Annotated in this window: 21 protein-coding genes; 2 read left to right on the top strand and 19 right to left on the bottom strand. The window is 36.0% G+C overall.

From position 1 onward, the window contains the following. The first annotated feature begins 5 nt into the window (after window positions 1-5). Window positions 6-1,370, top strand: a complete 1,365-nt coding sequence (gene hemN / locus ACFSTE_RS01530; protein ID WP_378258101.1) for an oxygen-independent coproporphyrinogen III oxidase — start codon at window positions 6-8, stop codon at window positions 1,368-1,370. Window positions 1,371-1,398: 28 nt separating this feature from the next. On the opposite strand, the gene ACFSTE_RS01535 is transcribed toward hemN, so the two are convergent. The 11 genes from ACFSTE_RS01535 to ACFSTE_RS01585 all read right to left on the bottom strand — a co-directional run bounded on the left by ACFSTE_RS01535 (window position 1,399) and on the right by ACFSTE_RS01585 (window position 12,269). After that, window positions 1,399-1,974: a DinB family protein gene (locus ACFSTE_RS01535; RefSeq protein ID WP_378258103.1), complete on the bottom strand. Its 576-nt coding sequence runs from the start codon at window positions 1,972-1,974 to the stop codon at window positions 1,399-1,401. Between the two features lie 62 nt (window positions 1,975-2,036). Beyond that, entirely contained in the window at window positions 2,037-2,573 is a 537-nt protein-coding gene (locus tag ACFSTE_RS01540) for a Crp/Fnr family transcriptional regulator (RefSeq protein WP_378258105.1), read from the bottom strand. A 122-nt stretch (window positions 2,574-2,695) separates the two neighbouring features. Then, window positions 2,696-3,400 carry a sulfite exporter TauE/SafE family protein gene (locus tag ACFSTE_RS01545; protein ID WP_176031043.1) on the bottom strand — a complete coding sequence of 235 codons (705 nt, stop codon included), beginning with the start codon at window positions 3,398-3,400 and terminating at the stop codon, window positions 2,696-2,698. A gap of 12 nt (window positions 3,401-3,412) precedes the next feature. Then, window positions 3,413-3,859, bottom strand: coding sequence for a FixH family protein (locus tag ACFSTE_RS01550; RefSeq protein ID WP_176027891.1), 447 nt, complete (start codon window positions 3,857-3,859; stop codon window positions 3,413-3,415). A 222-nt stretch (window positions 3,860-4,081) separates the two neighbouring features. Next, window positions 4,082-5,503 carry a cytochrome c oxidase accessory protein CcoG gene (gene ccoG, locus ACFSTE_RS01555; RefSeq protein ID WP_176027890.1) on the bottom strand — a complete coding sequence of 474 codons (1,422 nt, stop codon included), beginning with the start codon at window positions 5,501-5,503 and terminating at the stop codon, window positions 4,082-4,084. 88 nt (window positions 5,504-5,591) lie between these two features. Then, on the bottom strand, window positions 5,592-6,488 hold the full coding sequence (locus ACFSTE_RS01560) for a cbb3-type cytochrome c oxidase N-terminal domain-containing protein (protein WP_176027889.1): 897 nt from the start codon (window positions 6,486-6,488) through the stop codon (window positions 5,592-5,594). Beyond that, window positions 6,485-6,670, bottom strand: coding sequence for a CcoQ/FixQ family Cbb3-type cytochrome c oxidase assembly chaperone (locus ACFSTE_RS01565; RefSeq protein WP_176027888.1), 186 nt, complete (start codon window positions 6,668-6,670; stop codon window positions 6,485-6,487). Before ACFSTE_RS01565 ends, ACFSTE_RS01560 begins: the two co-directional genes overlap by 4 nt. A gap of 5 nt (window positions 6,671-6,675) precedes the next feature. Then, window positions 6,676-8,874, bottom strand: a complete 2,199-nt coding sequence (gene ccoN / locus ACFSTE_RS01570; RefSeq protein WP_176027887.1) for a cytochrome-c oxidase, cbb3-type subunit I — start codon at window positions 8,872-8,874, stop codon at window positions 6,676-6,678. A gap of 2 nt (window positions 8,875-8,876) precedes the next feature. Then, entirely contained in the window at window positions 8,877-9,071 is a 195-nt protein-coding gene (gene ccoS, locus ACFSTE_RS01575; RefSeq protein WP_176027886.1) for a cbb3-type cytochrome oxidase assembly protein CcoS, read from the bottom strand. A gap of 209 nt (window positions 9,072-9,280) precedes the next feature. Further along, window positions 9,281-9,874: a pyridoxamine 5'-phosphate oxidase gene (gene pdxH, locus ACFSTE_RS01580; RefSeq protein WP_378258109.1), complete on the bottom strand. Its 594-nt coding sequence runs from the start codon at window positions 9,872-9,874 to the stop codon at window positions 9,281-9,283. Beyond that, window positions 9,855-12,269 carry a heavy metal translocating P-type ATPase gene (locus ACFSTE_RS01585; protein WP_176027884.1) on the bottom strand — a complete coding sequence of 805 codons (2,415 nt, stop codon included), beginning with the start codon at window positions 12,267-12,269 and terminating at the stop codon, window positions 9,855-9,857. The genes pdxH and ACFSTE_RS01585 overlap by 20 nt, the downstream gene beginning before the upstream one ends. A 201-nt stretch (window positions 12,270-12,470) precedes the next feature. Here ACFSTE_RS01585 and ACFSTE_RS01590 point away from each other — a divergent pair, with 201 nt between their 5' ends. Then, window positions 12,471-13,373, top strand: a complete 903-nt coding sequence (locus ACFSTE_RS01590) for a universal stress protein (RefSeq protein ID WP_176027883.1) — start codon at window positions 12,471-12,473, stop codon at window positions 13,371-13,373. A gap of 74 nt (window positions 13,374-13,447) precedes the next feature. Here the strand turns inward: ACFSTE_RS01590 and ACFSTE_RS01595 are convergent, their stop codons facing one another. The 8 genes from ACFSTE_RS01595 to ACFSTE_RS01630 form a co-directional block, all read right to left on the bottom strand. Continuing rightward, entirely contained in the window at window positions 13,448-14,863 is a 1,416-nt protein-coding gene (locus ACFSTE_RS01595) for an MBL fold metallo-hydrolase (RefSeq protein WP_378258111.1), read from the bottom strand. A 127-nt stretch (window positions 14,864-14,990) separates the two neighbouring features. Continuing rightward, window positions 14,991-15,770 (bottom strand): patatin-like phospholipase family protein, encoded by a 780-nt coding sequence (locus ACFSTE_RS01600; protein WP_176027881.1) that lies wholly within the window; start codon window positions 15,768-15,770, stop codon window positions 14,991-14,993. 131 nt (window positions 15,771-15,901) lie between these two features. After that, complete coding sequence (locus ACFSTE_RS01605) at window positions 15,902-16,747, bottom strand: universal stress protein (RefSeq protein WP_176027880.1); 846 nt, start codon at window positions 16,745-16,747, stop codon at window positions 15,902-15,904. Between the two features lie 116 nt (window positions 16,748-16,863). Then, window positions 16,864-17,994, bottom strand: a complete 1,131-nt coding sequence (chrA, locus tag ACFSTE_RS01610) for a chromate efflux transporter (protein ID WP_378258114.1) — start codon at window positions 17,992-17,994, stop codon at window positions 16,864-16,866. Window positions 17,995-18,139: 145 nt separating this feature from the next. Then, window positions 18,140-19,465, bottom strand: coding sequence for a DUF4302 domain-containing protein (locus ACFSTE_RS01615; RefSeq protein ID WP_378258116.1), 1,326 nt, complete (start codon window positions 19,463-19,465; stop codon window positions 18,140-18,142). A 15-nt stretch (window positions 19,466-19,480) separates the two neighbouring features. Next, entirely contained in the window at window positions 19,481-20,329 is an 849-nt protein-coding gene (locus ACFSTE_RS01620; protein WP_176027877.1) for a zinc-binding metallopeptidase, read from the bottom strand. Between the two features lie 27 nt (window positions 20,330-20,356). Beyond that, the gene (locus ACFSTE_RS01625; protein ID WP_176027876.1) at window positions 20,357-21,847 is read right to left on the bottom strand and encodes a RagB/SusD family nutrient uptake outer membrane protein; all 1,491 of its coding nucleotides are present in this window, start codon (window positions 21,845-21,847) and stop codon (window positions 20,357-20,359) included. A gap of 18 nt (window positions 21,848-21,865) precedes the next feature. Then, window positions 21,866-25,462, bottom strand: a complete 3,597-nt coding sequence (locus ACFSTE_RS01630) for a SusC/RagA family TonB-linked outer membrane protein (RefSeq protein WP_176027875.1) — start codon at window positions 25,460-25,462, stop codon at window positions 21,866-21,868. Between the last annotated feature and the right edge of the window lie 178 nt (window positions 25,463-25,640).

The following is a 25,640-nucleotide window of genomic DNA, read 5'->3' on the forward strand; positions in this document are numbered from 1 at the left end:
CCAAAATGTGTAGTAATTTAATTGATAAATATAATATTCCGGGACCTCGATATACCAGTTATCCAACTGTTCCATATTGGGAGAATGATACATTTTCATTAAAAAAATGGAAGGAGTCAATTAAAAGATCCTTTAAGGAGAGTAATGATAAGGAAGGGATTAGTCTGTATATACATCTTCCATTCTGTGAGAGTATGTGTACTTTTTGTGGATGTAATAAACGAATTACGAGACGGCATGAAGTGGAAGGACCATATATTAGTACTTTATTAAAAGAGTGGGAATTGTATCGAGCTCTTTTTGATGGAAAGCCAACAATAAAGGAACTACACCTAGGAGGGGGAACACCTACTTTCTTTTCTCCAGAGAATCTGGCAGCTTTGATTCATGGGATAGTACGTCATGCTAAGATAGCAGAAGATCATGAATTTAGTTTTGAAGGACATCCGAACAATACCACCCGAGAGCATTTACAGGCATTGTATGATGTTGGTTTTAGAAGAGTGAGTTATGGGGTGCAGGATTATAATAAAACGGTTCAGAAAGCAATTCATAGAGTACAGCCCTTCGAAAGAGTAAAAAAAGTCACCGATCTGGCAAGAGAAATAGGGTATACTTCCATAGGACATGATATTATTTTTGGTTTGCCCTTTCAGACAAAAACAGAAGTAGCACATACCATAGAAAGAACAAAAGAGTTATCTCCGGATCGCCTGGCATTTTATAGCTATGCGCATGTGCCTTGGATTAAAGGAAATGGGCAGAGAGGTTATAATGAAGCAGATCTGCCTAGTGGAGAGGAAAAGCGGATGCAATATGAAATAGGAAAAGGAATGCTATCAGAAGCTGGATATACAGAAATAGGAATGGATCATTTTGCATTAGAAAATGACACCCTATATGAATCTATGGAATCTCAGAGACTACATCGAAACTTTATGGGGTATACAGCTTCTAAAACCCAATTGATGATTGGATTAGGAGTGTCCTCTATTAGTGATAGCTGGTATGGATTTGCCCAAAATGTAAAAGGAATCGAAGAATACGAACATTTAATAAGAGAAGGAGTAATTCCTGTATATAGAGGGCACATTCTTACAGAAGAAGATGAAATTATAAGAAAACATATTTTGAACCTAATGTGTCATTTTGAAACTTTTTGGGATGATGATACATTTCGTTTTACAGAATTACCTGATGTACTCGTTAGATTGCAGGAAATGGAGCGTGATTCCTTGTTGGAAATTTTACCAAATGGAATTCGTGTCACAGAAAAAGGACGCCCGTTTGTACGCAATATATGTATGTCATTTGATCTGAGATTACAACGTCATAAACCAGAGACACGACTGTTCTCTATGACGGTTTAAACTGTATATCTCATAGATACAATTGGTTTTATTTTGTTTTAGGCACCTGGATGTCCCCTGGCTTTTTTATACATCTTAAAGCTTGTTCCAGGTGCCTTTCATTATGATAAATCACTACTCTAAGCGTATCCCCCAAACGCAATTTGATCCATTTAGAGATACTGATAGATGTTTTGGTCTTGCTGAGGTTTTTAGTCGCACAATTCTCCAGTATTGATACTATATCATGAAGTTGATGGTTAAACTTTTTCAGTACTGAAATATCTAGTGAAGCATTATATGGATTTTTATCCGCAAATGTTCGCATGGACTTCATTGTTTTTCCTGGAAGCATCATATTAGCAAAATAATTCCCCAGTAATCCGCTTTTGAATATCGGATTATATGAATATGGACTGTGATGGATGCTGTTTTTCATTTCGGGAATGTAAAAATCCCCGTATAAGTTTAAGTGCTCAATACATTCTAATATATTCCATGCCTGAGGAGCTGGTCGTTGTTGTAGTGCTACAATTGATAGATGTTGTAATTGTTCTAGTTTTATTAGATGTTGTTTGGTACGTTGAGTCAGGTCCTCTAGTAAGGAGGTTGTTTTTATAGTCATGGTATTTCTTTTTATTATTGAGTAAAAGTCTTTAAAAAGAAATACAAAAACCTTGATTGAAATCAAGACTTTTTAATTCGGGATAAGGTTTCAGGGCTCATTCTCAGGTAGGAAGCAATGTATTTATGCGGAACTTCCTGAAACAGCTGAGGGCTTCTTTTTAGGACCCTCTGATATCGTTCTACCGGAGATGAGGTGAGAATATCTCTTTCTCTTTCCATTTGCTGATATATAAGCATCCCAACGATTTGCTTCCATAAGTTCAAATATTCGGAAGAACTATCTATAAAATCCATAAATGTCTTCTTGCGTAACACTTTTATCTGTGTTTTTTTTATTGCTTGTAAATAGAGTTCGGAAGGTGTTTCACTGATAAAAGAGTCCAGTGCAGCGATAAAATTATTTCTATATCCGAATCGAATGGTTTGTTCTTCGGTTTCGTCAATAACATAGATGCGAATGCTGCCCTCTTGAATGTAATATAGGTTAGTGTCTATGGTGCCGTTTTTAGAAAGGAACCCATTTCTGGGGATACAGATTTCTTTTTCCCAAAGGTCACTGGCATGAATTTTATCTGTTAATTGCTGAATAGGGTTCATTAGTGCTCAAAATAATCGATGGTATACTGCCCTGATGTAGCTCCAGGAGTATCCATACTTCTATTATTGAGTAAAAATAGGGAGTATTTTGAGATTCTTATGATCCAGAAGGAAGAATTCCTTTATTTATAGCATTCAAAATTAGAAGAAACCACTTCTGTTACAGCTTTGGGAGATAAGTAGGGAATTCCAAGTCCCAGTCCTCGAATAATAAATAAGAGCCCAATAATAACGACAAAAACAGGGATTGCTTTGAGGATGTGACGCCGAATATTTCCTGATAAAAAACGGCTGATGTATACTGTTGCTGTCATTAGAGGAATCGTTCCGATGCCAAAGGAGGTCATGTATAGAGCACCTTCTACTATCCCGCCAGTGGCAATTGCACCAAAAACAGCCATATAGACCAATCCGCAGGGAAGAAAACCATTTAAAAAACCAATGGTGAGAAAAGTGTCATTGCTCTTCTTTTTGAGTTCTTTTCCCAATGCATTTTTTACCTTTCCAATGATAGAAAAAACCGGTTTAGATATATTGTATTTAGCAAGTAGCCGATCAGGGAGTAGGACAAACAGTACCATCAGTACCCCAATGATAATAGAAAGTTTCTGCTGTATTCCGAATAAGTACAGACTTTTTCCCAATACTCCAAAAAATACTCCTATGATTGTATAAGAAAGTAGTCTGCCGCTGTGATAAAGAAATATTTGAAAAACTTTTTTCAAAGAATTGTTTCTGTCTACAGGAAGCATAAAAGCAATCGGTCCGCACATGCCAATGCAGTGAAAACTACCTAGAAATCCTAATATGAGCGCTGCTACTAACACCATTAATTCGACTTACAGTGTGATTGGTTTTTTGAATAAATATGGAACGCCCTGATAGTTCCATGAGATATTGATATTCCATCGACCTGCTACCAGGCGTTCCTGAGGAATTTCTACTTTTGAGCCTTCTAACTGTATTGGTATTTCAAAATCAAGATTCTCATTAGAAGGGCGATATAAAGTGATGGTTCCTGATATTTTTGCAGGATCTAAATCCTCGGGAAAATAAATTATTAACTGATCGTCTACCTGTCTTACATTCAGGCTGTTTTTTAATAAGCTCGTATTTTTTGCTGCATCAATTTCTTTCTGAAAAGCAAGCTCCTTTTTGTAATAATCTTCTGTTACAAGGTGATGATTGTATTTTTCCTGCGTATTCATTTTTATCACAAAAAACATGATAAAAGATATGAACCCTATAAATACAAGTACGATGGATGTTCCCCAGTTAATTTTCATCTGTTTATTTTTTTTAGATTTCTGAATAGAAAGAGGTTTGTGTTTCTTTATATCCAGGAATATGCATGAGAAGCTAATCGTTATCTGAGATATGATTAAATTTCTATATGCGCATTCTATATGGTTTTATCGGCACTGCCAAGGTGTATAATGCCTCAAGCCTTGCCTTGAAATTGAAAATTTATTTCTAATGAATACCTCGCGGGCTTGCCCCGAGGTAGTTTACTTATAACTTCTAGGACCTAAAAAAGCCGTAGTTGTTGTTTCTATTAATTCTCCGTTACTGTATACACCAATTTTTAATTCGTCTTTATCTCCATTAAGGGCAGCTCTATTGATCTCAATAAAGAGAGTTCCTTCGGATAATCCTTGTTTTGGAACTGTGAATTTTTTATGTGTAACTAATTCAATTTTACCGCTATGAGACATAAGTTCGAAATGAACATTTTCTATTTCCAAAGTGGTTTTGTTTACGAGTTTATATGTGTATACATTACTAATGATATTATTCTCTTTTCTTTCGTATAATTGTCCAGGTAGTCTGAGTATGTTTGCCTCTACATCATTTCGTAAGAAAAGCATTCCGACAAGCACTCCGATAAGAATTGTGAGAACGACACTATATCCTATAAGTCGAGGAGTGAAAGAAAACTTGGCCTTTCGCTCGATATTTTCTTCACTGGCATATCGGATAAGCCCTTTCGGCATTTTTACTTTCTCCATAATATGATCACAGGCATCAATACACGCAGTACAGTTGATACATTCTAACTGCGTACCGTTTCTTATATCAATTCCTGTGGGGCATACTTGAACACATTGAAAACAATCGATACAATCTCCTTTTCCTAATGCGGATCTGTCTTCGTTTTTTCTGAATTTTGATCGACCAGTCTCTTGTTCTCCTCTTTTATGATCATAGGCTACAATGATCGATTTATTGTCTAATAAAACTCCTTGTAGTCTTCCGTAAGGACAAGCGATGATACATACTTGTTCTCTAAACCAGGCAAAAACAAAATAGAATACTCCTGTAAATATGAGTAAAGACACCAGTGTTTTAACGTGCTTTAATGGTCCGTCAGAGATATGATGTACTAATTGGTCACTGCCAATAAAGTAGGCTAAGAAAATATTAGCAATCAAAAAAGATATGAAAAAAAAGACGGACCACTTTAGCACGCGTTTTTTGATTTTTTCGGCATTCCAGGGTTGCTTATCTAGTCGAATTTGTTTTCCTCTATCTCCTTCTATCCAGTATTCTATTTTGCGAAAAACCATTTCCATAAAAATGGTTTGCGGGCAGATCCATCCACAGAAAATACGTCCAAATGCTACCGTAAACAGAATAATGAATACGATTCCTACAATCATAGAAATGACAAACAGGTGAAAATCCTGTGGCCAGAAAGGCGCTCCAAAAATATTGAAGCGGCGTTCCATGATATTAAATAAGAACAGTTGATTTCCTTTAACTTTTATAAAAGGAGCTGTAAAAAGAAAAAGCAACAAAAAATAACTAACCCATTCGCGATATGCATAGAATCGCCCATTGGGTTTTTTGGGATATACCCAGGCTCGTTTTCCATCATCAGTTACAGTACTGATAGAGTTTCTGAATTTTTCGTTTTCAAGCGCTTCCAAATGGGGTGTTTTTTAGGGTTTTATTTTGTCAATATATCTAGCCAAATCGGGAGGGAATTTGGCTAGATAAGGATACAGTATTCAGCAATTATTTGCTGTTTTCTGTTTCAGGGTCTTTCCAGATATCTCCTTCTGGTTCTTTAGGTTCGGTTGGAGTTGTACCCCCTAATGAAATAACATAACTGGCAACTTGTGCAATCTCTGAAGGTTTTAGGTTTTGTTTCCAGGCAACCATCCCTTTTCCATCACGTCCTCCTTCTGAGATGGTTCTGAAAACATTTTTAATTCCTCCTCCGAGAATCCAATATGGATCGGTAAGATTTGGTCCTATTCCTCCTCCTCCGTCAGCTTTATGACAAGCAACACAATTAGCGGAGAAAGTAGCTTTACCGGCTTTTAGATCCGAAGCATCTGTTAATAAGGTTACCGTATTGGCATCGATAAGGTCTTTTGCTGTACGTTTGTATTCTTCAATCGCGATTTTCGCTTCAGCAACTTCCATTTCATACTCTTCTGCCTGGGTATAGTCATTCATTATATGGAATCGAACCAAGTAAACGGTTCCAAATATGATGGTCATATAAAACCCGTAGACCCACCATGGAGGCAAATTATTGTCTAATTCCTGTATTCCATCGTAGTTGTGATCCAGAATGATTTCTGCTTCATCTTCTATAGGTTTGCTATCTAAAAGTTTTTTGTATTTTTCTTTAATCCATTTATATTGTTTCTCTTTTTTCTCTTTTTCTGCTGCTTTAAACCGTTCTTGAGCTTCCGGGCTTAAGGCCATGAATAAGGTACCTTTTACTGCACTGATACAAATCTCAAAAGCAACAGCAAACAAGGCTACCAACCCTATGATTAGTAGTGTATATGGGTTTGCTACAAATGCAGATTCATCTCCGGATTCTACTACCCATTCTATTAAAATATACGTAATAGCAATAAATGCGATTACTCTAAGATATGATGAAATCGTTCTCATGAAGTCTTTTGTTTTTCAGTTTCTATTGGAATTTGGCTCACTTGTTTTATATAATCTTTTTTGGCAGAGAATACCCACCAGAACAATGCAATGAAGAATATTCCAAAGATTAATAAGGAGATAATTGGGTATATTTCGATACCTTCAATACTTTCCATGTGTCCTTTTATAAATTTTAGCATGTTGATTATTCTTTATGGGTTACACTTTCTCCGTCTTTTATTTTGATATCAGTTCCTAATCGTTGGATATAGGCAATTAATGCTACAATTTCACGATCTCTCATTTCAATAAATTCTTCTCCGTTTTCTAGAGCATATTTCTTATCAGCTTCATAACTTTCTGCAAATTCCGGATCATTGTATAGGTTTTTCTCTATTTGAGCTGCTTGTTCATCCATCCATTTCTGGGCTCTTTCGATTTCTTCCGGTGTGTATGGGACGCCAAGAGTGACCATCGCTTCCATTTTATCTTCAGTTAGGGATCTGTCTAGTTTATCCGTGATAAGCCATTTGTATGCAGGCATAATAGAACCGGGAGATGTACTTTGCGGATCATACATATGATTAAAATGCCAGTTGTCTGAGTATTTTCCTCCGATTCGCATCAGGTCGGGACCCGTACGCTTACTACCCCATAAGAATGGGTGATCATAGACATACTCTCCTGCTTTGGAATATTCCCCATATCGTTCTACCTCACTTCTGAAAGGTCGTATCATCTGAGAATGACAAGAAACACAGCTTTCTCTGATATAGATATCTCTTCCCTCTAATTCTAATGGAGTATATGGTTTCACACTAGTGATTGTAGGAATATTGGATTTGACCATTAATGTGGGCACGATCTGTACTGCTCCTCCGATAAGAATTGCAATCGTGGCAAAAATGGTTAGTTTCACAGGTCTTCTTTCTAACCAGGTGTGGTATCCTTCTTTTGCAGTTCTGTATTTTGTGATTTTTTGTAATGGAGCAGCTTCTGCTTTTTCATCTGCTACTGCGGTTCCAGCTTTGATCGTTTTATACATATTGTATACCATGATGAACATCCCCAGAATAAACATCGTTCCTCCGATAGCTCTCATCCAGTACATAGGTATGATTTGATTCACTGTCTCCAGGAAGTTACCATAGGTCAGGGTACCATCAGGATTAAATTGTTTCCACATAGATGCCTGTACGAATCCGGCAACATACATCGGAAGTGCATAAATGATTATTCCTAGTGTACCAATCCAGAAATGCATGTTGGCAAGACCGGTAGACCATAATTTAGTTTTGAATAATTTAGGGATAAGCCAGTAGATCATACCAAAAGTAAGGAACCCGTTCCAGGCTAATGCTCCTACGTGTACGTGAGCAATTACCCAATCACTAAAATGAGCAATAGCATTTACGTTTTTTAGTGAGAGCATAGGACCTTCGAATGTAGCCATACCGTATCCTGTTATAGCTACTACCATAAATTTAAGAACAGGATCTGTTCGTACTTTATCCCAGGCTCCTCTCAGTGTTAATAAACCATTAATCATACCTCCCCATGATGGTGCGATTAGCATAACAGAAAATGCAACTCCTAAATTTTGTGCCCAATCTGGTAGAGAGGAGTATAAGAGGTGATGAGGACCGGCCCAGATATAGATAAAAATCAGAGACCAGAAATGTATAATGGATAATCTATATGAATATACAGGACGATTTGCAGCCTTAGGAATAAAATAATACATCAGACCTAAGAAAGGAGTCGTAAGGAAGAAAGCAACGGCATTGTGACCATACCACCATTGTACCAGGGCATCCTGAACTCCTGCATATACAGAGTAGCTTTTTAATGCACTTACAGGAAGCTCCAAACTATTAAATATGTGTAATACAGCAATTGTAACTACAGTAGCAAGATAAAACCATATTGCTACATAGAGATGCCGTTGTCTTCGTTTTAATATGGTACCGATGAGATTCCATCCAAAAACTACCCAAATCACGGCAATGGCAATATCAAACGGCCATTCTAATTCTGCATATTCTTTAGAAGAAGTATACCCTAACGGAAGTGTAATTGCAGCTCCTACGATGATTAACTGCCATCCCCAGAAATTGATTTTACTCAGAAGATCATTAAACATTCGTGTTTTTAATAATCGTTGAGTTGAGTAATAAACCCCTGCAAATATGGCATTCCCTACAAAGGCAAAAATTACAGCATTGGTATGCAAAGGGCGTATTCTACCAAAACTAAGCCAGGGGATTCCGTCCGTAAGATTGGGGAATAAAAATAATATCGCCAGCAGTAATCCGACGGACATTCCTATAATCCCCCAGAGAACGGTGGCATACAAGAAATTTTTTACGATCTTATTATCGTAATAGAATGTTTCCATTTTCATATTTATGATTGTTTGTCTTTCGTTAATATTGTTGTTTTCTTTTTACCTTCTCCTACCAACTCGTCATCGAAAAGCATTCGAATGGATGGAGTGTATGTATCATCAAATTGTCCATTTCTAACAGAAACAATAAATGCTACAAAGAATACGATGGCGACAATAATACTGATCGTTAATAGTATGTAAATAACACTCATGGTAAAGTCTGATTTTATTCAAAAGTAGGAGGGAACAGATTCTAAAAAAATGACATTTATCAGGTTTAACCGTAAGTGAATATGTGGTAATAAAGGACAAGGTTACTAGTAGTTTGTTATCGTTGGTAAGTATAGTAAAAACTGGTGCTCCAGGAGGTTATATGTGATAGGGGTAAGTTGATAAGAATAAAAAAATAAGGACCTTCCTCTTATTTAGAATGAGTCTGTTTAATCCAGTGATAATTTTTCTGTAAACAGTAGGTTAAATGATGATTTTTATCATTTTTTTTGTGATCGATAAAAGTTATAGTTTTTGGACTGACCAGATACCCTCCCCAATATGCCGGCATGGGGATTTCTTTATTCCGAAACAAAGAATCGTAATGAGCGAGCTGTTCATTTAATTGTTTTCTTGAAGCAATTTTGCTTCCTTGCATAGAAGCCCATGTGCTTAATTGACTTCCTCTGGGACGTGAGTCAAAATAACCTTGTGATAAATTTACAGGGATTTTAGTTGCTTTTCCATAAATATGAACCTCCCGGGCTGCTTTTTTCCAAAAAAAAGAAAGAGAAACCAGTGGGTTGTTTCTGATAGCGATTCCTTTTTCACTATTATAATTAGTAAAAAAATAGAACCCTTCCCAAGTAAATCTTTTTAATAAAACAATCCTGTTTTTGGGAAAACCATCATTTCCAATAGTTGATAATGACATGATATTAACCTCATCTTCGGGATGTGCTTTTTCAACTTCATAAAACCATTGCTGAAAATGTGCTATCGGATTATGACTTTCTTCTTTCATGTGATTTCATTAGTTTTCGACCGGACCAATTGGTAAGAATGGTTACATAGACTAGTACCGAGATGGAACTAAGTGGCATCAATATGGCAGCAATTACAGGAGATAACTGACCGGAAACTGCAAAATATAGCCCTATTATGTTATAGAAAAAAGAAAGGATAAAGCTGGATTTGATAATCTTTAATGTTTGTTTAGAGGCAAGAATAAAGTTGTGAATTTTGGTGAACTGCGAAGCATCCAAGATCGCATCACAGGCAGGAGAAAACACATTTACATTTTCTGAAACGACAATGCCGATATCACTTTGTGCCAGTGCTCCGGCATCGTTAAGACCATCTCCAATCATGATTACTTTTTGATCGTTTTCCTGCAAGGATTTGATATGTGCTAGTTTTTGCTCTGGTTTTTGATTGAATAATAGAGTAGTACCTTTGGGTAACCAGCTTTCTAATCGTGTTTTTTCTCCTTCATTATCCCCGGAAAGGATTCCCAGTGCATATCTCCCGGATAATTTTTGAAAGAGTTTTTTAACTCCTTTTCTATATCGATTTTGAAAAACATACCGCCCTTTGTATTCATTATCAGTACTGATATGTACGGTGGTAGAAAGTGAGTTTGATGGGATTGCATTGTCTACAAAGTGAGCGGCACCTACCTTTATAGATTTTTTATTGTAGCGGGCCTCCATTCCCATTCCTGTATGTTCCTGAAAGTCGTCCAGCGTCTTAATATGTTGATCATTGAGCAATTCATAAAGGGCTCTGCTCAGCGGATGATTAGATGCTCGTAATGTGTTCTTTAATAACATCTCTTCTTCTTCATCTAAGCTAACCCCTTCATAAGTGATAGCACTTTTCTGATTAGAGGTTATTGTACCGGTTTTATCAAAAATAAGTGTGTCTGCATTGGCTAATTGCTCAATAACACTGGCGTTTTTTAGATAAAATTTATGCTGTCCGAATAATCGAAGCATATTTCCTAAAGCAAAAGGAGAAGAGAGTGCTAATGCACATGGGCAGGCTATAATAAGTACGGCAGTGAATACCTGAATTGCTTTGGATGCGTCGTAAAAGGTCCAAAAAATAGTAGCCAATGCTGCGATACATAAAATAGTTATTGTGAAATACTTACTGATGGTGTTGGTAAGATTTGTAAATGCTTCTTCTTTGTTTGTTTTGAAAACATCGTTGCTCCACAATTGTGTTAGGTAGCTTTGCTTAACAGATTTTGTAGCTTCTATTTCGATAGCTCCAAAAAGTTGCCTTCCTCCGGCAAATAGTTTGTCTCCTGTTTTTTTAGTAACAGTTTCGCTTTCTCCTGTGACAAAGCTATAATCGATCTGAGCATTTCCTTCTATTAAGACACTGTCTACTGTGATTAATTCTCCATTGCGAATCAGTATACGATCTCCTTTTTTTATATCGTAAACCTGTATGTTTTCTTCTGTTTTGGCGTTTGTTGTTTCGTCTGTTTTTATTCTGGTTACTGCTATGGGAAAATAGGATTTGTAGTCTCTTTCGAAAGAAAGAAATGCGTATGATTTTTGTTGAAAAAATTTACCGAGCAACAGAAAAAAAACAAGACCGGTAAGACTATCAAAGAAACCGGTTCCCAGATCAAAAATGATTTCCGCAGTACTTCTGAGAAATAAAACTAAAATCCCCAGTGCTATCGGAACGTCGATATTTAATACTTTGGAACGTAACCCCTTATAAGCAGAAATAAAATATTCCTGAGAACAATAGAAAACAACAGGAAGTGAAAAGGTAAACATTAACCATCTGAACATATGTTTGTATTTTTCCAGCCAATATTCAGAGACTTCAAAATATTCTGGAAATGATAAAAACATAACATTCCCAAAAGCGAAACCTGCGATTCCTAATTTATAAATGATGCTTCTATTGATGCTCTTTTTGTCTTTCTTATAATCATTAAGGCTGATGTAAGGATCGTATCCGATGGCATTTAATAATAATACGACTTCTTTTAGGGAAAAGTTTGTGTTATTATACGTAATCCGTACGGTTTTTTTTGGAAAATCCACCTGAGAAGCAGAAATCTCAGGTTGTAGTTTGTGAAGGTTTTCCAGTATCCAGATACAGGAACTACAATGGATATGTGGAATATAGAGTCGTACAATTTCAATAGAGTCATCGTGAAACTCTAATAATTCTTCTTGGATTTCAGGGGTGTCCAGATAGTCATATTTACCGGCGGCTTCTTCTGGCTTAGCTCCGGGAGCTTTCTGTAATTCGTAATATGAATTCAGTTCATTACTAGAGAGAATATCGTAAACAGTTTTACATCCATTACAGCAGAACTTCTTTTGATCAAACTCTATAATGGTAGTATCACAGTCATTACCGCAATGGAAACAAGTATCAGTCATCATATAGGTCCCCTTAATTTTTTACAAAATTCTAAAAGAAGTAAAGGGTGGGCAATGATAAATATCATAGTTTGATATCTGATCAAGAACTAGTTTTGGGGGGTAATTATGAATTACAGGGATGTTGAAGGGGACAGAGTAATATCCAAAATTAACAAATCGGTTATTGTTATTATCGCAAACCGAATAAACAAAATAATACAGATGAAGAATATATTATTGCCAACTGATTTTTCTGATAATGCATGGAATGCGGCTAAATACGCTATAGAAATCTTTAGAGAGGAGGAATGCACCTTTTATTTATTAAATACATATACCCCCCAGATGTATAGAGCTACTTATTTGGATGGGGCACCTATGGAAAGAGGATTGAATGATTTGGCAGCAAAAAATGCACTAAGTGAATTAGAACGTATCAAGAATAAAATAAAAAAAGAGCTACCTAACAAAAACCATCGTTTAGAGAGTATTACTTCTTGTGATATTTTGATCGATAAAATTAAGTCAATTGTTGTAGAAAAAAAGATAGATCTGATTGTTACAGGAACCAAAGGCGCTACCAATGCAATTGAAATTTTTATGGGAAGCAATACGGTAAATATGATAAAGTCCGTTACGAGTTGCCCTGTGCTGGCTATTCCAGAAGATTTCGGATTTATTACTCCATCGGAAATTGCGTTTGCAACAGATTTTAATCATTTCTATAGTAAGAATGAGTTGGAACCGTTAATAGAGATGGCAAAACTCTTCAAGGCTACCATCCGAATTGTTTATATCGAAAAAACACAAAAAGAATTGTCAGAGCAACAACAGTTTAATCTAAACATGCTACAGAAATACCTGGGAGAGATTCCGAGTACTGTATATCAGATTCCTGAAAAAGATTCTGTGTCCGAAACATTGAAAAACTTTACAAAAGAATTAGATATTTATCTTTTAGCCATGTTATATTATAAGCATAGTTTTATAGAGCGATTGACAAGAGAACCGATTGTAAAGAGAATAGGGTTTCATACGCAAATTCCTTTTTTAGTTATTCCTGAAATAGGAATGAGTGATGCATTTACTAAAGAAAAGAAAAAAGAAACGCCAAAATTGGCGTAGTATTAATAGAAACTGAATAACCTCCTTTTTTTACCTGTCCTTTGATTTTAGTATAAATCAAAGGACAGATTTTTTTATTTTTTTAAACTGTTAGGGCAGCTAAAAGCCGTAGTGGCTAAACCAGCTTCTTTAATAGCTTTATACCCTTCAGCGATATCTATTCCATTATGAATTCCTCTGCTTTTTAATATAGATAATGCAATGATGGATCGGTATCCTCCAGCACAATGCAGGTAGAAAGGAGCTTCATCGGGGAAAGCATCCAGATAATTGTTAATAGCATCCAGAGGTGTATGTATTCCGTCTTCCAGGTGTTCAGCGGTGAATTCTCCTTCTTTTCTTACATCAAATACAGAAGCGTTATTTTTTTTTAGTTGGTCCTTTAACTCTTCTGCAGAAATCGAATGAATCGTATCAACTTGTTTTCCTTCTTTTTTCCAACATTCTATTCCTCCCTTTAGATATCCAAGGGTGTTGTCAAATCCTACTCTTGATAGGCGCGTAATTGTTTCTTCTTCTCTTCCTTCTGGGGCTATGAGAAGAATGGGTTGTTGCACATCAATGATTAATGCACCTACCCACGGAGCAAATCCTCCATCGATACCGATAAAAATAGAGGAGGGGACATGTCCTTTGATAAAGGCGCTTTGATGTCTCACATCCAGAATCAATGCGTTGGTTTCTTTCGCTATAGATTCAAAAGCATCAGGGGATAAAGGGGTTGTTCCTTGTTTTATAATTGTATCAATGTCAGTATACCCTTCTTTATTTAATTTTACGTTTGCAGGAAAATACCCAGGTGGAGGTAACAAGCCATCGGTGACTTCTTTGACAAATTCTTCTTTAGTCATATCAGCACGCAACGCATAATTGATCTTTTTTTGATTACCTAAAGTGTCTACTGTTTCTTTCATCATATTTTTCCCGCAAGCAGAACCCGCTCCATGAGCAGGATATACAATTACATCATCTGCTAGCGGCATGATTTTATTACGAAGGCTATCGAATAACTTTTCTGCTAATTGTTCTTTTGTGAGGTTTGCTGCTTTTTGGGCTAGGTCAGGGCGCCCCACATCTCCAAGGAATAAGGTGTCTCCACTAAAGATAGCATGATCTTTTCCTGTTTTGTCTCTTAGTAGATAGGTCGTGCTCTCCATTGTATGTCCAGGGGTATGTAATGCTACAATAGTTATTTCTCCTAATGAGAATTCTTGCAGATCTTTTGCAATAGTTGCTTTAAAAGAAGGAGCGGCAAGGGGGCCATAAATAATTTCAGCACCAGTTTCTTTGGCAAGAGTGAGGTGACCACTTACGAAGTCTGCATGAAAATGAGTTTCAAAAATATATTTAATCACGGCATCATTTTCTGTTGCTTTATCGATATAAGGTTTTACCTCGCGTAGAGGGTCGATGATCGCCACTTCTCCTTTGCTCTCGATATAATATGCGCCTTGAGCCAGACATCCTGTATATAGTTGTTCTATCTTCATATGTGCTGTTTTAATTTATTTTATATTTCTATTCAAAAATAGAAATGAGTGTTTGTTTTATGTTTTGCAAACATATCAATAAAAGAAGTGCTTTTTGACTCTCAGGACATCTTCTTTGATATGCGGATTAATTTTCTTGATTTGCTCTATATGTAATCAGTTGTTTTTTTGCTTCAGAATATCCTAGCTCGAATACCTTATCCAGATTGTAAGCATTGAAAATTCCGTAGTTGACTAACTCTTCTGGTTCTACCAGAATATTGCAATGCTTGAAATTATTCTGGGCATTAGCTATGGACATCAAATAATATGCTCTTTGCATTACATTATATGCATGTTTAAAATCTTTAGCGGTAGGTTTTTTGACAGGAGTTACATTAACTCCTAAAATCATATCACAGTGATTTATCAAAGGGGTAATCGGAAAATTATCCATGATCCCCCCATCGGCATATAATGCATTGCCTATTTTTATCGGAGAAAAAATCCCCGGAAAAGCGGCAGAGGCCAGAATAGGTTTGATAAGTTCTCCACTACTAAATACCTTACTGGTTCCTTCGATGAGATTCGTAGTCGTAATAAACAAAGTACGCTGTAATGATTCAAACGTATTCTCAGGGAAAAAAGAGCTGAAATCGTCATAGAATTTTTCAGAATCAAGGAACCCTGGTTTTTTTCGAGTGAATTTATTAAATCGGAATAAAGGTGTTTTCTTAAAAAAAGATTTAATCGCTGTAATGGAATATCCGCCTGCATAGAGTGCACCAACAATTGCTCCTGCACTACTACCGGAGATATACTGGGGGGTGATTCCAGCTTCTTCGAATGCCAGAAGAGCACCTAGGTGAGCAATTCCTTTATATCCTCCACCCGAAAGAACCAATCCTATTTTTTTCTGATGATTCATATGGTAAAAAGCATAAAATATATAGAATAATGTTTTACAGGCTTTATGAATAGAATACAATTAGTGAATAACTGTTTCTACAAAGTTACTTTTTTTTAATCATTGTCCAGAATACAGCAAAGGAACTTCTCTCATTGTATATCTTCATGTATTACTAATAGAGGAACAATCGTTTTGTAACTGATATTAATGTTTTTTGACCCCGTTATATATCGTTCGATTAATGTTTCTTTTTTTATGAACATTGCGTTAAGATCAATATTCATGATTTGGATAAAACTATTGATTGCTTCTTTAGTGGAAACATTCACAATAGGGTGATAGGATTGCGGAATATTACTAAAAAAAGACTCCAGTTGTTTTTTAGTATTTGTTTCTTCATTTTTGATGTGTTCTTCATTTTTTATATTTAAAATTTTCAGGTGTGCTGCGTGGTTTTGTAAGATTGTTTTTAATGGACTCAAGAGATGTGTAGGGCAGTTATTAGAGTTATCAACAGTATAGAGTACATTTTGAATCGATTCGAAAATATATCCTTTAGGAACAATAAGGACTGGGCAGCTGGTATTCCTAATAACATTCACGGTATTGCTTCCGAAAATAACTTCTTTGAATCCCGAGACTCCATTTGTCCCCATAACAATCAAATCAATATTTTTTGCAATTATGATTTGATTGATGGCATCAGTAAAAGGGTCATATTCTATTTCTGGAATAAAGTGATAAGATTGATGAGGATATTTTGCGCTGAGTGTATGAATCAAGCTAGTTAATTTATCGCTGTCCTCCTGGATAATGGAATCTTGTATTGAAGCAGATGCATCTGATGACATTAAATTTCCGGTTTGATATTCGGAGGTCTTTTGGACATGTAAAAGATGAAAGCTACAAGTCTCCCCTCTAAAAAAATCTAAAGCATACGTAATTGCATGTAATGAACTGGTTGAAAAATCGGTGGGTATTAAAATGTGGTTCATGACTTTTTAAAGATTTGAAGTCTCTAAAGTATGCGATCAGTTATAGGAGGGCAATGATATATATCATGCTATCTGCATAATGCAGTTTTTCTTTGTTGTTGATTTTTGTAAGAGGTTTATATAAAAGAGAGTATGTATCCTGAGACAGCTCCTCCAAGGATAATCCATAGGGTGTTAATTTTTTTGAAAAAGAAAAAACAAATAAGACTACCGCAACAGATAAGAATGCTTTTCCAATCAATTAGAATATCGTTCCCCATTTTGATAAGTACCGAAATCATAATAGCTACGGCTGCAATATTTACAGCATCCAAAAAATAACTTAAAAAGACAGATTTTCTCATTTTAGGAATTAGAGGATTCAGGATAAGAACAAAGAGAAAGGAAGGCAGAAACATTCCTAAGCTAGCAGCAATTGCTCCCCAAAAGCCATTGAGTTGATATCCAATAAAGGTAGAAGTTGATAAAATTGGTCCCGGGGTGAATTGCCCTATGGCAATGGCATCTAGTAATTGTTGTCTGCTGAGAAGTCCTTTGGCAACTAATTCTACATCCAGATAGGCAAAGAGTACATATCCACTTCCATATAAAATACTCCCTACTTTAAGGAAGGTCCAAAAAGTTTTGGTAGTGGAAAATAATGTAGCAGAAGAAGATACAGATTGAAAGAATATTATTGGAGCTAGAGAAAGGTTTTTTTGGGGGGTATTGGAGGTTATGAAAAAAAATAGAGCGCCTATAATACCAGCAGCTAATAAGGCTGTAATCTCATTAATTCCCACAAAACTGGCAATAAGTGTTGCTATTCCTAGAATAGCTAGCGGAATATTTTTCAAGGCCTTTTTACCTAGTTTTAATACAGCAGAAAGAATAATAACCAACACAGCAGGTTTTATCCCATACATAAACGTATGTACTTCGGGGATTGTACCATAGGTCATATATAACCAAGCTAGAAGTCCGGTAATAAGTACTGCCGGAAAAATAAAACAAATCCCTGCGATGAATAATCCTGGAATCCCTGCTCTTTTATGCCCGCAATGCATGGTCATTTCGGTAGAATTAGGACCGGGAATCAGATTTGTTGCTCCCATCAGGTCTAAAAAATGCTGTTGGTCCATCCATTTTCGCTTATGGACGATTTCTTCTTCCATCATAGCTATATGGGCAGCAGGTCCTCCAAAAGCGAAACACCCTAGTTTTAAAAAAACAGTAGCAACTTCTGTAATGTGTTTTCTTTTGCCCATAGGTTATATGATGTTTGGTATAAAAATACGATAAAACATGTATAAAAAAAGAAGCCGTCTTATTACGAATAATAAGACAGCTATCTTCCAGTTGAGTTCAAGGGGGTGTGTATGTTGTTAAGTTAATTTTATCATATCCACTATATCAGAACCAAAAAGAATAAACTCGTAGCGATGGGTCTTGTGCACTGGTAAATGTTCCTGCTCTATTAGAAAAATTTAAATAATTTCCGGTTGTTTCATAGAAAAGACCTTCTGAGCTGGTAAAGAAATCAAGAAGTGGCTTTAATTGTGTTTGCAGGAAATTTGCATTTGCATTTAACGGAGTCATAGAATCCAAAAGAAGCTTTTTATCTACGATAGAAGATTTGAACCCAAATTGAGACCAAAACCCAGAAGTATTGATCCAAATGAAAACATCCCCGTTTTCATCTGGTTCCAAAACCATATCAAATCTGGAGAAACTTATTCCAAAACCAGCCAGAGCAGCGTCTACCTCTGCAATCATAGCATCAAACCCTAGGGATGTTAATGGATTTGCTGGTTCACTTACTCTATAAGAGAACGTATTAAGTCCATTTCCTATTTTTAATACATCATTGGTAATAAAAGCAGGGCGATCTGCAAAACCTATAGATGCCATTGTATCTCCAACAGTAGCAATAAAAGATTGTTTGGAAGCATCATATATAAAGTTCTCGTAAGTAACTCCTTCTATTTCTACCGGGGGACTAATAATAAGACCTTCTGTAGTAAAAGCAATTCCGAATTTAAGCTCAGAAACCGTTCCGTCTTCTGCCTGATTTCTAGGATTAGCGTGATATCTGAGACCATCATAGTTTAGGTTATAGTTAGTTTCTCCATTTGCATTTATTATAATGAATTGTTGAAAAACAAAAGAAGTTTCAGAAGGAACAAGGTTTTGTCTCATTGCCAATAAATCAGGAACCTGGTTCCAGTCATCCTGCTGTGCAGGTTCGAAAACTAAGATTGCCTCATGTCGAGGTTCTCTAAATGTTATTTTTCCGTCATTTTTGCTAATATATTCGAAAATGGAATTTCCTTCGTATCCTGAACCAATCAACCCTGGTAGGTTACTGTCAGAAAGTTTATGGATGTGGTTTCTGGTAGTAAATACCAGTTCAGTAGTACTTCCTAAACGCACTTCATATCGGCTTGACTGAACCTCGGTATTAGCATCTCCATCCGATGTCATTTCTACTGTTCCATCAGCATTAAACTTCATAAAAAAAGTAAATCCTCCGTATTTTTGGTTATTAGGAAAATAAACAACTTTATAACCATTCGTCTCTGCTAAAAGTAATGTTTGAAGCTCAGCATTTCTTGCTTCAATTCGTTCGGTTGGGGATTGTTCAAAAACCGTTTCTTCATCATCACTACAAGAGGATACCACCATCATTAGTACTAATAATAAGTAACACGATATATTTTTTATTATATTTCGATTCATAATTTCTTGTCTTATTTAGTTAATAACTTCTAAGGTGTTTTGGTATACAACTTCTTGTAATTCATATAAGTCAATGCCAAATTCCGTGCTGAAATAACTCGCGACCATTTGTTCCTTTTGTCTGATGTGAGCTTTTGCTTCTTCACTGGAAATGCCCTCTACAATAGCATCAAATTCAGCTTTAGAGGTTGTAAGCATTGTTGCCACCATTTCTGCAAAATCCTCACTGTCACTACTAGAAGCGTAATCGGTGATATATCCCAATTCTCTCGCTTCTGCAACAGATCTGTTAAACCATTGTGCCGTATAGTTTTCTGGGTTAACTTCTCCATATGCAGGATCATAAGGTTTTGTTTGATTTAGAATATGAGCATATTCGTGTTGAATGGTTTGGAAATACCTTCTGGTCAATGTTAAATCTGTAAGGTCTAATTGATCTACATTAAAAAGAGTAATTTTAGTACCAGCTTCAGCTAACCCCAAAGTGATAGTCCCCGAAGGGTTATAATTAAACCCTCCGACTAATGTAAACTGTCTGGGAGAGATATTTTTAATAAAATCTTCTCCTCCTAATTGAGTATATGGCTTAACCCACACCGCCAATACTACTTCTAACAAGGGCTTTACATTCTCTTCCGTTGGAGGGTATAAGTAACGGTTTAGATTCACCTCATTCTCATTCCAGGCATATTGGATTTCTATATTATATGGTTTTACGAAATTTTCCCGTAACCAAATATCTAATTCTGATAATTGAGGAGGATTCGTATTAATTTGACTTTCTCTAACACTGTCTTCTCTAGTGCATGCCCCTATGATGAATAAGCATACTATTAGGGTAATTAAATGAATTATTTTTTTCATTGTAATAATCTCTTTTAATTAATATTTTTATCTAGGATTTGGTTGTAAACCAAATGCGATAGCGTCTGCGGGTATTTGCAGTTGCTTTCTGTTATCTTCTTTCGTAAGGACGAATTCATTGTCGAAGAAATCTCTATGAATAACCTCCATATTGTATCTTCTGATATCGAACCAACGTAATCCTTCGTTATGAAATTCTCTTCTTCGGAACTCAGCTATTCCATGAATTATAGGAAGTTGTGCTTCCGGGATGTCATAAAAAGGAGAGTACACTCCATTATCTGTAGCGTAGTATGATTTAATATCGTCCAGAGACAATATATCAGTACCAGCGTCATATTGCCTTGTTTTAATAGATAAGAAAGTGTTCATATCCTGAAGGGCATTATCATCTTGTCCTAGCATAGCGTAAGCTTCTGCTCTATTTAATAATACTTCATCGGTAGAAAGCAATACATAGGTCGTAAATGCAAACCCAATATTAGCTGCAGCATTGGTAACTCTAAAGTACTCATCATATTTAGGAATGTTTAAAAATAAATCATTACCGAATACTCTATAAGCCCATCCTTTGTTATCAATAGGGTTGGTATTATTATCAAAAAGATCTGCTCTTAGGTCTGAAGATAATTGATACCTTGCAGAAGCAAAAAATCTACCGAATAAAGAACCTCCTGATACTAATAGTAGATTGGAAGGATCTTCTATAGCAGAATATCTTACAGTAGTCTCACTATATGTCAGATTTTGATAATCCCCTCCCCAGTCTCTTAAAACAGAAGCAGCATTATTTTCTAACACAATAGAACTGTGTTCTATTACTTTTTGCCAGTCTCCTTTATAGGTATAAAATCGCGAGGCAAATGCATTGGCAGCATTAATAGTAAAGTGAAATTTAGGAACGTTGTATCTATTTGTTACTAATGGAAGCCCTGCTGTTAGATCTGCTTCAATCATATCATATACTTCTTTTACGGAATTTCGTTTGTAATCTTTGATTACAATATCTTCCGGCTCTGTTACATATGGGATTCCAAGATCAGAGGCTGCAGTTGCAGGGTTGTATGTTTTCCCCCAAATATTAACCAACATGAAGTGCGCATAGGCTCGAGCCAACAGTGCTTCTCCCTTTAGATAGTTCAAATCACTTCCTCCTCCGAGTTCTTCTATTGCAGCTAAGGCATGATTAGCCTGAGCAATAGCTTTATAGGATTCATTCCAATAATTAGTAGGGAAATCACTATCAGGATCATCTACATCTCTCCAGAAATACATTTCTGTGTTTACACGTAGTTCTCTTGCGCTAGCCCCTTTGTCATCGGCATTGTCAGTTCTGGGTTCTATAAAAGTGGTATAAGAAGCTTCTGGGTATGCCTTGGTTAATAATTCTGCAATTTTTTCTGCATTGTCTATCTGTGTTCTATTATCTGGTACTTCATCTAAAAAAGAGTCACAAGAAAATAAAACTGTACTTATTGCTATTAATAGAGTACCTAGTATGTTTTTTATAAGTTTCATAGTCATCTTTTTTGTTTGTTAAAATCCTAGATTAAGTGAAAAAGTATATTGCTTAGCAACAGGGTATGAAACACCACCTGTTCTGAAGAATTCCGGATCTTGTCCCTGTAACTTTTTATCAGAATAAATTAAAAAAGGATTTGTGGCCTGGAATGTTAACTTTAACGTAGATAGATGAATAAGATCCAGTGCTTCTTTTGAGAAAGCATAGGATAAGGAGATATTTTTCATACGAACGAAACCTCCGTCTGCGATTCTTTCAGAAGAAAAGTTATACGCATTATACGCTCTTCTGATTTCATTCACTCCTACTTCGTTGATAAGTCTTTGGGAAGGAATAACAGGAATAGTGGTTCTGTTTTCGTCTCCAGGAGCCAGCCATCTGTCTGTAAATTCCTTAGGGAATACAGATAGATCAGTATAATTTGAAGAATAATAAGGGTGTAATCGAATTTTATTACCCGCAGAGAAAGTAGCGAAGAAACTCAAGTTCCAGTTCTTATAGGAGAAATTATTAGAAATACCTCCGGTAAAGTTAGGCTCTATAGATCCTTCGTATTTTAGATAATCTTGTATATCTTCTATCTCTTGAAAATCAATACCTGTTACAGGATCTCTATCATCATTAAAGATAAAATTAGGTAACCCTCTGTCATCTAATTTATCAAACTGGAATGAGAACAGGGCTCCTCTAGGGAAACCAATAGCATTTCCACCTGTAGAAGAAACAAGGTCTAATACATTAGGTTTTTGCTGTAATTCTGTTATTTCCTGATCAAAATAAGATAGGTTGATTGTTGTGTTCCATTTAAAATTAGGTGTAACGATGTTTTCAGTGTTTAGCTGAAATTCAAGTCCCTTGGTATTCATAGTAGCGTTATTAGCTAACTTTAATCGCTCTCCTCCGATACCTGAAGTTCGTACTACGTCGATGAGGTCTTCTCCTTTTCTGGAGTATGCATCTGCAACAAAAGAGATACGGTTGTTGAAAAAACCTGCTTCTAATCCCAAGTTAAACTCAAATGTTTTTTCCCAGGTTAGTTCGGTGTTTTGAAGATCCTCTATGTTTATCGCATTTTCTCTGGTGCTAGGGTTGAATCGATCTGTTATTACATTTCTAAAAACAGGTAAGTTGTTACTTACATTATCTGCTAATAATCCTACAAGCCCGTAGCTTGGTCGGATTGCTAATTTAGAAATCCAGGATACATCCTGCATAAATGATTCCTGATCTATATTCCACTTCCCTCCAATATTATAGGTAGGTAACCAACGAGTACTGGCAGATTCTCCGGCTCTGTTAGATCCTTCGTAGTTTCCTGTAACATTGATAATGTATTTTTTATCAAATGCATAAGTAGCCGTAGTGAAAAAAGTAACTCCTCTTTCTCTACTTTGATTTAACCCAAAATAGTTTCCTCCATCTAAAATGAGTTTTGTAATAATATCAGGATCGGTAAAAGGAACTCCTCCTTTAGAAAATTGATATCCAAAACCTCTGTTAAAGCTTTGTTCTCTGTTTGCATATCGGAACTCTTGTCCAAGATATACTCGGAGATCGCTTCTATCACTTAACTCTTTATTGAAGTCCAGTGTATTTCTAAAATTATAAGTGACGATTTTGTTTTCTCTTCTTGTATAGATCCCTCCAGAAGGTAATACGACTTGTGGTCTGGCATTCGGATTTTCTGGATCATTAAACAGAAAAGTATTCTGATCTTCTACAATAGTTGTCTCATTCGCTCTGTAGGCTCCTGCTACATTGGAGTTTTCTCGTACTTTATGCTCATTTGTAGAGGTGGCGTATCGTGCAGTACCCAGGAAGTTATATTTTAATTCATCCGTTAGCTTTGCTTCAAATTCTCCCTGGAATTTAAGGTCTAAAACAGTTAATTCCGTTGTGTTGTTCTCCAGTTCGTTTAAAATATTAAAAGGAGCCCAGTTGTATCTTGTATATTCCAGGTTCCCATTGTTATCTCTGGGGCGGATAGCTCTACTGGTATTTAAGGCATAACTAAAAGGGTTGATATCAAAGTCCCTGTTGAATCCTCCATTTACTACATCGGTTTGTCTGTCAAATGCACCGGGCGCATTTTGGTCCCTGAAAGATCCTTGTAAAAGAACCGTTGCTTTATAATTGTCATTTAGGAAATATGTATTTCTGATATTTCCTGTTAATCTTCGTACTCTGTCAGCTATCGTCCATCCCGGATCTGCATAATAACCTATAGAAGCGTATTGTGCAGAATTTTCACCTCCTCCGGAGAAACTCAAAGAATGACTTTGGGTTGGTGTCTCACGGAAAAGCGTTTTAAACCAGTTAGTGTTGGATAATTCAAATTGCTGTAAAAAACGAGCTTTTGCCTCAGGAGTATTTTCTAAAAGGAATGAGTTTGTTGCAGGGTCAAAGGTATTTATTCTATTGTACATAATGTTATAGATTCCTCCGAATCTTCCCTGTAAGCTTTGGGGTAAGCTTAAAAACCCTTTAGATTCTAACTCTCTGTAGATAGAGACTGTTTCCTGAGAATTCAATAAATCGTATTGTGAATACTTCGGGATGGGTCTGATAGCATATTCAGCAGAGTAGCTGATATTTGTTTTCTGATTTCTTTTTCCGGATTTAGTAGTAATAACAACTACACCATTTAGGGCTCTTGCTCCATAGAGTGCTGTTGCAGAGGCATCTTTAAGAATTTCAATACTTGCTATATCTGATGCATTTAGCCCAGCTACAGCAGAACTTAAAAGGGTATTGGTATCTCCAGAAACTAAATCATTTAACGATAAGTTGATGATTTCTTCCTGTATGGCTCCATCTACAATCCAGATCGGTTTCGTATCTCCTAGAATAGAAGAAGAACCACGAATTGTAATCTTGGGAGTTGCTCCAAAGGTACCTGTTACGTTTTGTACACTTACTCCGGCAGCACGCCCTTCTAAAGATCGAGCAACATCAGGAACACCTTCTAGCTTTATATCTTCTGTTTTTAAAGATTGAGACGCTCCGGTAAAAAATACCTTTTTAATATTTTGGTAACCGGTTATAACGACCTCGTCCAGATCCTCAACATCATCTTCCATAGTGACATTGATTGTTAGACTATCTCCCACAATGACCTTCTTTGTTTTTACTCCCAGAAAGCTAAAAACTAGTGTCTGACCTTTGGAAACCGGAATTTCATAATTCCCGTCAAAATCACTGGTTGTTCCTTTATTTGTTCCCTCTATAACAATGGTTACTCCGGGAAGAGGAATCCCCTTGGTATCGGTTATTTTTCCTCTGGCAACTGTTTGTCTTTTAGCTTTTCTAGCTTCTTTAGTGACAATAATTTGTCGTTCTATAATTTTGAAAGCTAGATTTTTGTCTGTTAAAACCCGAGATAGGATTGAAGAAATAGATTCTTTTTTAGCATTGATAGAAATTCTTTTTTTATAGTCTGTTATATTGTCATTATAAAAGAAAATAAAGTTGCTTTTTTTCTCTATTTCTTTAAAAAAATCTTCTATACTGAGGTTCTTAGCCTCTAGGTTTATTTTATCCTGGCCATATGTGCTTTTTGCATAAATACTGCTTAATCCAAAGCATAAGCATAAAACATATATCTTAATCATACTCAATAAGAGTTTGTTAAGCTCTTTTTTTGATATAAAAAGAACTGGCTTACTTTTTTTATTCATATTTTTGTAGTCCGTAATTAAATGTTGTTCGACGCGATATTTAATTTATTCATTCAGAAGATGTTGGCGCATCTTCTGAATTTTTTTTGAAAATAAAATAGGGTATTATTGC

Source organism: Aquimarina hainanensis, assembly GCF_042684685.1.
GTDB lineage: Bacteria > Bacteroidota > Bacteroidia > Flavobacteriales > Flavobacteriaceae > Aquimarina > Aquimarina hainanensis.

Bases quoted from the DNA above. Each gene is read 5' to 3' on its own strand.
- hemN (WP_378258101.1), top strand. From the start codon at position 6: ATGTGTAGTAATTTAATTGATAAATATAATATTCCGGGACCTCGATAT.
- ACFSTE_RS01535 (WP_378258103.1), bottom strand. From the start codon at position 1,974: ATGACTATAAAAACAACCTCCTTACTAGAGGACCTGACTCAACGTACC.
- ACFSTE_RS01540 (WP_378258105.1), bottom strand. From the start codon at position 2,573: ATGAACCCTATTCAGCAATTAACAGATAAAATTCATGCCAGTGACCTT.
- ACFSTE_RS01550 (WP_176027891.1), bottom strand. From the start codon at position 3,859: ATGAAAATTAACTGGGGAACATCCATCGTACTTGTATTTATAGGGTTC.
- ACFSTE_RS01560 (WP_176027889.1), bottom strand. From the start codon at position 6,488: ATGAGAACGATTTCATCATATCTTAGAGTAATCGCATTTATTGCTATT.
- ACFSTE_RS01565 (WP_176027888.1), bottom strand. From the start codon at position 6,670: ATGCTAAAATTTATAAAAGGACACATGGAAAGTATTGAAGGTATCGAA.
- ccoN (WP_176027887.1), bottom strand. From the start codon at position 8,874: ATGAAAATGGAAACATTCTATTACGATAATAAGATCGTAAAAAATTTC.
- ccoS (WP_176027886.1), bottom strand. From the start codon at position 9,071: ATGAGTGTTATTTACATACTATTAACGATCAGTATTATTGTCGCCATC.
- pdxH (WP_378258109.1), bottom strand. From the start codon at position 9,874: ATGAAAGAAGAAAGTCATAATCCGATAGCACATTTTCAGCAATGGTTT.
- ACFSTE_RS01585 (WP_176027884.1), bottom strand. From the start codon at position 12,269: ATGATGACTGATACTTGTTTCCATTGCGGTAATGACTGTGATACTACC.
- ACFSTE_RS01590 (WP_176027883.1), top strand. From the start codon at position 12,471: ATGAAGAATATATTATTGCCAACTGATTTTTCTGATAATGCATGGAAT.
- ACFSTE_RS01595 (WP_378258111.1), bottom strand. From the start codon at position 14,863: ATGAAGATAGAACAACTATATACAGGATGTCTGGCTCAAGGCGCATAT.
- ACFSTE_RS01600 (WP_176027881.1), bottom strand. From the start codon at position 15,770: ATGAATCATCAGAAAAAAATAGGATTGGTTCTTTCGGGTGGAGGATAT.
- ACFSTE_RS01605 (WP_176027880.1), bottom strand. From the start codon at position 16,747: ATGAACCACATTTTAATACCCACCGATTTTTCAACCAGTTCATTACAT.
- chrA (WP_378258114.1), bottom strand. From the start codon at position 17,994: ATGGGCAAAAGAAAACACATTACAGAAGTTGCTACTGTTTTTTTAAAA.
- ACFSTE_RS01615 (WP_378258116.1), bottom strand. From the start codon at position 19,465: ATGAATCGAAATATAATAAAAAATATATCGTGTTACTTATTATTAGTA.
- ACFSTE_RS01620 (WP_176027877.1), bottom strand. From the start codon at position 20,329: ATGAAAAAAATAATTCATTTAATTACCCTAATAGTATGCTTATTCATC.
- ACFSTE_RS01625 (WP_176027876.1), bottom strand. From the start codon at position 21,847: ATGAAACTTATAAAAAACATACTAGGTACTCTATTAATAGCAATAAGT.
- ACFSTE_RS01630 (WP_176027875.1), bottom strand. From the start codon at position 25,462: ATGATTAAGATATATGTTTTATGCTTATGCTTTGGATTAAGCAGTATT.